The 7506-nt window shown below is 69.4% G+C and carries 7 protein-coding genes and 1 tRNA gene; 3 read left to right on the forward strand and 5 right to left on the reverse strand.

The features are described 5' to 3' along the window. The 4 genes from ABD194_RS00460 to ABD194_RS00475 form a co-directional block, all read right to left on the reverse strand. The coding region (locus tag ABD194_RS00460) for an acyl-CoA dehydrogenase family protein (RefSeq protein WP_343988132.1) at positions 1-626 on the reverse strand (626 nt) is incomplete at its 3' end. A gap of 246 nt (positions 627-872) precedes the next feature. Beyond that, positions 873-946 (reverse strand) — tRNA-Gly (locus ABD194_RS00465). A gap of 68 nt (positions 947-1014) precedes the next feature. Continuing rightward, complete coding sequence (locus tag ABD194_RS00470) at positions 1015-1512, reverse strand: FBP domain-containing protein (protein WP_343985869.1); 498 nt, start codon at positions 1510-1512, stop codon at positions 1015-1017. Between the two features lie 541 nt (positions 1513-2053). After that, positions 2054-3214, reverse strand: coding sequence for a transposase (locus ABD194_RS00475; protein ID WP_343985872.1), 1161 nt, complete (start codon positions 3212-3214; stop codon positions 2054-2056). A gap of 347 nt (positions 3215-3561) precedes the next feature. Here ABD194_RS00475 and ABD194_RS00480 point away from each other — a divergent pair, with 347 nt between their 5' ends. The 3 genes from ABD194_RS00480 (at position 3562) to ABD194_RS00490 (ending at position 6168) form a co-directional block, all read left to right on the forward strand. Continuing rightward, complete coding sequence (locus tag ABD194_RS00480; RefSeq protein ID WP_343985874.1) at positions 3562-4386, forward strand: beta/alpha barrel domain-containing protein; 825 nt, start codon at positions 3562-3564, stop codon at positions 4384-4386. A gap of 1009 nt (positions 4387-5395) precedes the next feature. Beyond that, entirely contained in the window at positions 5396-5854 is a 459-nt protein-coding gene (locus tag ABD194_RS00485; protein WP_343985876.1) for an SCO family protein, read from the forward strand. Then, positions 5851-6168, forward strand: a complete 318-nt coding sequence (locus tag ABD194_RS00490; RefSeq protein WP_343985878.1) for a hypothetical protein — start codon at positions 5851-5853, stop codon at positions 6166-6168. The genes ABD194_RS00485 and ABD194_RS00490 overlap by 4 nt, the downstream gene beginning before the upstream one ends. A 258-nt stretch (positions 6169-6426) precedes the next feature. Here ABD194_RS00490 and ABD194_RS00495 read toward each other — a convergent pair. Then, on the reverse strand, positions 6427-7506 hold a 1080-nt coding region (locus ABD194_RS00495), incomplete at its 5' end, for a metal ABC transporter substrate-binding protein (RefSeq protein WP_343985880.1).

A 7506-nucleotide genomic window follows, 5' to 3' on the forward strand; every position in this document is an offset into this window, starting at 1 on the left:
ACGACGTTGTCGACGAGGTCGCTCTCGGCCGAGGTGATGAAGCGCTTGACGCCGGTGATGTGCCACGTGCCGTCGGGCTGCTGGACGGCCCTGGTGCGACCCGCGCCGACATCGGAGCCGGCGTCGGGCTCGGTCAGCACCATCGTGGTGTGCCAGGCCTTGTCGACGATGTGCTTCGCGAGCTTCTTCTGGTCGTCGTTGCCGAGGTGCCAGAGCAGGTTGGCGAAGGAGTAGCTCGCCGTGAACATGTGGACGGCCGGGTTGGCGCCGCAGACCATCTCGGCGACCGACCAGCGCAGCGACGCCGGCACGACCATGCCGCCGAGCTCGGCCGGGACGTCGAGGTTGCCCCAGTCGCCGTCGACGTAGGCCTTGAACGAGCGCTTGAACGACTCGGGCATCGTCACGGTCTGGCTGACCGGGTCGTAGACCGGCGGGTTGCGGTCGCTGTCGAGGAGGCTGTCGGCCAGCTCGTTCTCGGCCAAGCGGGAGACCTCGCGCAGGATGTCCTTCGCGGCGTCGACGTCGACATCGGCGTAGATGCCCTGCCCCAGGACCTCCTGCCGGTTGAAGACCTCGAAGAGGTTGAACTCGAGGTCGCGCACGTTGCTCTTGTAGTGGCCCATCGGGGGGACCCTCCGCGTTCTGTCGCTGGTCGTGCGTCCGCGCCGTCGCCGGCGGGCGCGCGAAGTTACTGGCCGGTTGGTTCCATGATGCTACTCACCAGTAACGAGTGCAAGGCATGGGAGGTGTCGTGCTCGCCAGCCCGCCGTGGACGTATGCCGCCGGGCCGGCCATGCGGCATACGCGAGTGTCTTGTGTGCTCGGGGGACAAGCAGAAGGGCCCGGTCGGGGAGACCGGGCCCTTCGTCTGGAGCAGGCGGCACGAATTGCACGTACGTCTTCCTTCTGGAAGAAGGCTGTTCTGCTACTGAACTACGCCTGCGAGGCGACGCCTACCGTAGCAACAGCCGGGCCGACGGCCAAACGCGACCCGCCAGACCCGTGGCGGACCTACGACCCGTCCCGCACGCGCCGCGCGAAGGCCGACGAGCGCGCCCGCAGCTCCCCGACCCGGCGGCCGACGAGGGCGACGGGGTCGAGGCCGCCTTCCAGGCTGCTCGGCAGCCGCCGGACGTGGGTGGAGCAGCTGAAGTCCGTGTGCACGAGCGTGCCGAGGCTGTTGCCCTCGCGGCCGGCCGCGCCGGCGCGCCTGGCCGTGAAGAGGGCGACGTCGCTGGTCGCCATCACGTCCTCGCACCAGGCGCACATGGCGCTCGCCTTGCGGGTGCGCTCGGAGGCCCGCAGGAGGATGCCGACGGGCTGGTCGTCGACGGGCACGACGGCATACGCGCGCTGCTGGTTGCTGCGGTCGGTCCAGCCGAGGTAGTCGAGCGACTCCCAGCGGTCACCGAGCCGATCGAGCTCGGGCGGCAGGCTCGCCAGCTTGGCCTCGCGTCGGCTCGCGTTGATGAAGGATGCGCGGATCTCTTGCTCTGTCAGGGGTTTCACGGTCGTGCTCCTGTCGGTTCGGGGGCATGACCGGATGACCGGTCAGCCGGGGCGGGTTCGGGACGCGACGCGTGCCGCTCTGCGGGCCATGTCGGCCACCACCCTCTCCGCCCTCTCGACAGGGCCATCTCGCTGACAACTCGCCACGACGGTGTGCGGCGCCATCCATCGTGCGGGGTCCCGGTGGTCCGGGTCCACCCCATTTCGTCACACCCGGCGCCCAAGGCGTACGCCGTCGCGGTCGCGGGTGCGCGGGAGAGATGACCACATATGCCCTGACTGGTGCTGTGAGTTTCGGCCAACCTTGCTCCGGATGCTGGCCTTTTGTGGTAGGGGCTGCGACGGTCGTCGGAGCACATCGGCCGGGGTCTTCCCCGGTCGGCCCGCGGTACGCCGAATCCTGTCCGCCGTCGGGGCAGCTGTGCAGCAGCCGCAGGCTCCTCGCGGGGCATGCGGCTTGTCGGCCGCCGAGGACCTCGCTGGGCACCCGGCGAGCTCGCTCAACGCGGAAGAGCTCGTCCGGTCATGGCCCCCCTTTAGGTCAAGACGTGGCGAGGGCCGGGGTTCTACGCTGGGTGGTGACGGGTCCGGGAAGAGGCTGCGCCGAAGAGCCGGTGTGGGGTTGTGAGCCGGTCACGCTGGAGTCAGAGACGTTGCCCCGGTGCCCTCCCGGGCCCGTCACCTCCCCGGTTCGGAAGGTGTGCTCGCGGCGGGTCTGGTCGGCGAGCATCCGCGCGTACACGACGTTGGACAGGCGCCGCTTGAGGGACCGCATCGCCATCAACGACGGTGTCCCGCCGGCCTTGCGGGCGTCGTAGAACTCCCGCCCCGGGGTCGGGTTGCGCAGCTGCACGACGGCCATGATGTGCAGTGTCCGGTTGATCCGGCGGTTGCCCGCCCGGGACAGCCGATGCCGTTGCTGCGCCCCGGAGGATGCGTCCAGGGGCGCGGTGCCGTTCCAGGAGGCGAACCGGTCCTTGTCGCGGAACCGGTGGATGTCCCCGACGTCTGCCAGCAACCTTGCGGCGCCGGTCGGGCCGATCCCGGTCAGCTCCTTGTCGGCCGCCTTGATCTTGCGGTCGATCACCTCGAGCTCACCGGTCAGCTCGACGACGAGGCGGCGCCGGGTCTTGCCGACGAGGTCGCGCGGCTTGACCTTCGCGACCAGGGCGCGGGCCTGCGGCGCGGACAGGAACGTCTTCGCCCCGCCCGGAATCAGCTCCAGCAGAAGCCGATGCAGCCGATTCACCGTCTGGGTCCGAGCCCGACCCAGCTCGTCACGGCGATCGACCATCATCCCCAACACGACCAGGTCATCCTCCACCAGCACCCGGCGCAGCCCGGGCTCGGCCGGCGCGTACAGCGCGGCCAGCGCCACCGAGTGCGCATCGACCGGGTCGACCTTGCGGGCGTTACCGGTGGCGAAGACCCGCACCTGCGCCGACAGCTTCGTCGGCACGTCCACCACCTGCTCCCCGTCGTGGACGAGCCGGTGCGCGATGTGCCGGCCGATGCCGTTGCAGCCCTCGACCGCCCACACCCGCTCCCCTGCCGATCCGTGCCCTCGGCCCGCGGCGAGCATCGCCGCGTAGCCGGCCTCGTTGGTGTCGAACCGGCCCACCTGCAGTACTCGCCCGCCGTGGTCGACGACCTCGATCGTGGCCGAGCGCTTGTGCGGGTCCATCCCGATGATCACGCCCATCGCCGTGCACCTCCTCGTTTCCTCGGTGATGTGGAAGCGGGGAGGGCATCGCTACTTCGAGCAGAACAAACCCCTTCAGAGCCTCTCCTCGCGCGGTGCCCGACGAGCGCGCATGCCATGAGAGAGCCACACCAATGACGCCGGTGGGCAGCCGCATATGAGAGCGTTTCGCCGAGCACCTGGACCGAGTCTGGCCGGACACCGATCCTGCAACCAGTCTCTAAGTAGCCGAGTAGCGGGCGTTGGCCCCGGCTGGTGGGCTCAGTTCGGTTGGCTGTGGGTCGCGGCGTCGATGCCGGGTACGCCCAGTGTGTCTAGGTACGCCACGCTTCAAGGAGTAGGGGACCGTGAACCCGTTTGAGGACCCCGGTGCCGCGCCGCACTACGACAAGAGGTGGCGCAGGCAGGTAGCCGTCGGCGAGCTGGCCGAGCGCTTGGATCTTCGCCGCCATCTGCCCAGCGTCGACGATGACGCTCTGCGACAGGGGTGCACGCTCGCGACGGAGTTGGGTCTGGCGGCCGTGACGTGCCGGCCCGAGCAGGTGAGCACGGTAGTGAAGGATCTCGAGGGCAGCAACGTGGCCGTGGCGACCGGTCTCGCCTTCTACGAGTCGCCGGCAGCACCGGTCGATCAGCAGCGGCTCGCCGACGAGGCGCGAGCCTTGGCCGAGCGGGGGGCGACCGAACTGGCTGTCGTGGCGAACGCTGAACGCCTCAACGTCCCCGCTGACTCGGAGCGATCCAGTGACCGCTTCTTCGATGCCGTCGCCAGGCTGAGCTCCCTGCAGGGCGAGGCCGGCTTCCGGCTTCGCGTGCACCTAGAGCCCTGCGGGTTGACACCGGGGCAGGCTGCGGCGGCCTGTGGCCGGTTCGGTCAGCTCGGCGTGTGGATGGTCCAAGCCGGCACGTGGGCAGGCAGTCGGGCAAGCTACCGGCTGCTCGCACCCATGCGTGAAGCGCTCGGCGCGCGGAACCTGCTGAAGTGGACCACGCCGGTGACCTCGCACCACGTGATGCTCATGGCGATGGGGGTGGGCGTGGACCGGTTCAACACCGACGACCCGACGACCCTCCTGCGGGCGGCGGACAGGCAGGCACAGTCGGCGCCGTTGCTGGTTCCGCTTCCGGGGCTCGACTACGCCACAGTCCCCTCGCCAGGCCAGCGTTCGTAACGGCGGATCTCCGCGGGAGGCGGTGACGCTCGGGGGTTCGCCACCGCCTCCTACCCCTGAAAGCGCGCGTGATCGCGAATGCGTTACATGGGCCGTCGGGGTGCTTGGCCTTCGGCCGCACAGATCTGTGGAGATGAGGGAAGGCGGCGCCGTTCGGGGGATTGGCGCCGCCTTACAGTCGGGCACCCCGGACAGGGGGGGCTCGGGGGCCGACCGCGGAACCATAGCGTCGGAATCTGCGAACATCCAGTCAAACGCGGCCGCGCGCCGCATCGGCGTGCCACCCTCGGTCACAGAGCGCCGCCGCGCCACTCGGCCATGCCGCCGATCGGTCGCGCCGAGGAGCGCCGACCAGTCTCGCGATCCAACGCGGTATCTCGGCGAAGGGAGGTTCGGGGCGCTGCCGCCCATGGAGGCAGACGCCGGCAGCGCCCGGGCACAGGAGGTGGGTGCCTGCTCGGGGGAGAAGGCCCGACCTCTTGCTGACCGTGTAACGCATCGGGCCCTATGGGCGTTACGGGCCGACTCGACCTCAGTTGCGACAGCTCGTCGCGTCAACGAGCAGCAGGAGAGATGACCGGGACCGCAACGCGACTCGTCCTGGGCGCCGGTGCCCTGCGCGGGTTTTGACCGTGGCCCCGGATTCTGGGGGCCCGGGGCCACGGCGGTCGCCGCAGCAGCGGATTCATCTGCGCGGGCATACCACTTTCCGAGGCTCCGCTTCGCGAAGCTCGGGATCCGCGCCCGGAGTGGGAGACGGGCAGCGGGGAAAGCCGAACGCGCAGGGTGGGGTCGGCGGGTCCGGCGAACGCAACCTACGACCGAAGTAGACAACACCGCAGGGAAACGGCGGAACTGCCCAACTTCGGGGCCTTGAATCGCACCGTCCGCTCTTCCGCTCGTCCACACGTGCCGCCGTGCGGTCGTGACGATCGTCGTCGGACGATCACCCTGCTCCCCCAGGTGTCCACCGGCTAGCCCCGCAGCGGCCTGTCGTATCGTCGTCTGCGTGCTGTCGACCAAGACCGTTGTCGCCACCACGACCGTCGTGACATCCGCGGCTGTCCTGACGGGGTGCGGAACCGCCCGCTCGTCTTCGCCGATCGCCTCCCCACCGCCGACGCTGGAGCAGATCGGGACCCCGACCGACCAGACGCTGCCACGCGCCATCCTGGACCTGCCGCTGACCGACTCCTCCGGCAAGACGGTGCACCTCGCCGACTTCGCCGGCCGCACCGTCGTGCTCTCGGACAACATGACGTTGTGCCAGGAGACGTGCCCCATGGACACGGCGACTCTCGTGCAGACAGCACGCGACGAGAACGCGACCGCCGACCGGGCCAAGGTCGTCTACCTGTCCGTCACCGTGGACCCCGTGCGCGACACCCCGTGCAGCTGGCGGCGTACAAGAAGCTGTTCACGCCGCCTCCTGCCAACTGGAAGACGCTCACCGGCTCCCCGACAGTGATCAACCAGCTGTGGCCCTACCTCGGCGTCTGGAGGCAGAAGGTGCCCGGAGGCGCCGGCGCCGCACCGAAGAACTGGCGCACCGGGCAGCCTCTCACCTATGACATCTCCCACTCCGACGAGGTGTTCTTCATCGACGCCCACAGCCACGAGCGGTTCCTGCTCGAAGGCCCGCCAGCCGCCCCGAAAGGGTCGATCCCAGCGACGATCTACCGGTTCATGAGCGACACCGGCCACAAGAACGCGACCTCCCCACCGACGACGGCCTGGACCGAGGCCCAGGCCAAGAGGGTCCTCCGCTCTCTCGTCGGGTGACCCCGGCCAGACACGCTGGCGCGGATCGCTGGCCACCGGATGCGGGCGAACGCCCACCGTCAACCGGCCTCCGGGGTCCGTCCGGGCAGGCGCCGATCGGTCGTGCCGAGGAGCGGGCATTGACCTCCGATCAGGGGTCCCATCCGCCGCCACCAGGGCGCTGCTCGGAAGGGGATGGCTACCGGCACGGCCTGACCCGTGTGCAGGCTTTCAGTCACATGCTGGTGGGTTTGGCGCTGACCCGGGAATCCGAACTCGTCAGCTGCATCCGAGTCCTTTTTGGATGGCCGCGAGGTTGCTGTGCATGACGGCGAAGTAGTCCTTGCCCGCTGAGCTGCCGGTGATCCCCTCGATCGGGTCGAGCGTCGCAACCGTGGCCCCGGTCGTGGCCGCGACGGTCTGGGCGAGCTGTGGCGCGACAAGGGTTTCCTGGTAGATCGTTGTGACGCCGTCCTTGCGCACGAGCTGGCTGATGGCCTGTAGGGAGGCGGCGCTGGGTTCGGTGTCGGGAGAGATCCCGGAGATGCCGTGCTGTTCGAGTCCGTAGCGCTGTGCGAGGTATCCGAACGCGGCATGGCTGGTGACGAGTACCTTCGAGCGGCACTGTCTCAGCCCGGCCTTGTACTCGGCGTCGAGAGCTGTCAGCCGGGCGACGAAGGTCGTGGTGTTCTTGGCGTACGTTGCGGCGTTCTTCGGGTCGATGCTTTCCAGTCGCTTCCCGATCGTCTGCACCACGGCGGCATAGCGCTGCGGGTCGAGCCAGAAGTGCGGGTCGGCGCTGCCGTGGCCGCCGGCGGGAGCCGGCGTGGCCTGCTGGGCGGAGGAGGTCTGGCCGCCTGGTTCGGGGTTGGCCGGCAGCGTCAGCCGTGCCGCGTCGGCGACGTCGAGCACGCTCGCCGGGCTGGACTGGGCCACCGCGTCGTCGACCGCCGGCTGGAACCCGTCGGAGTAGACGACCAGTCGGGCCTTCGTCAGCGCGGCCACGTCCTGCGGGGCAAGCTCCAGGTCGTGCGGTTCGGCCCCGGGCTTCGTCAGCACGGTGACGGCCAGCCTCCCTCCGGCGATCTGCTCCGTGGCGAACTGCAGCGGATAGAACGAGGTCACCACCGCCCCGGCGGCGTCGCCTCCAGCGCCCGGGCCCGGGCTGCAGGCCGCGACCGTCATGGTGAGCGCCGCCGCTACGGACCCGAGGATCAGGCGGCGCAGGAACGAGGCCGTGGAAAGGCGCCGGGACATCGGAGACATAATGACAATCATTCTCAGTATGAAAATGATTGTCAAACTCACGTACCACCGGAGTGCTGCGGCGCCTGCTGCTTGGGTGCCGGTAGCTTGCAG

It is taken from the genome of Terrabacter terrae (assembly GCF_039529575.1).
In the GTDB taxonomy this organism is placed as follows: domain Bacteria; phylum Actinomycetota; class Actinomycetes; order Actinomycetales; family Dermatophilaceae; genus Terrabacter; species Terrabacter terrae.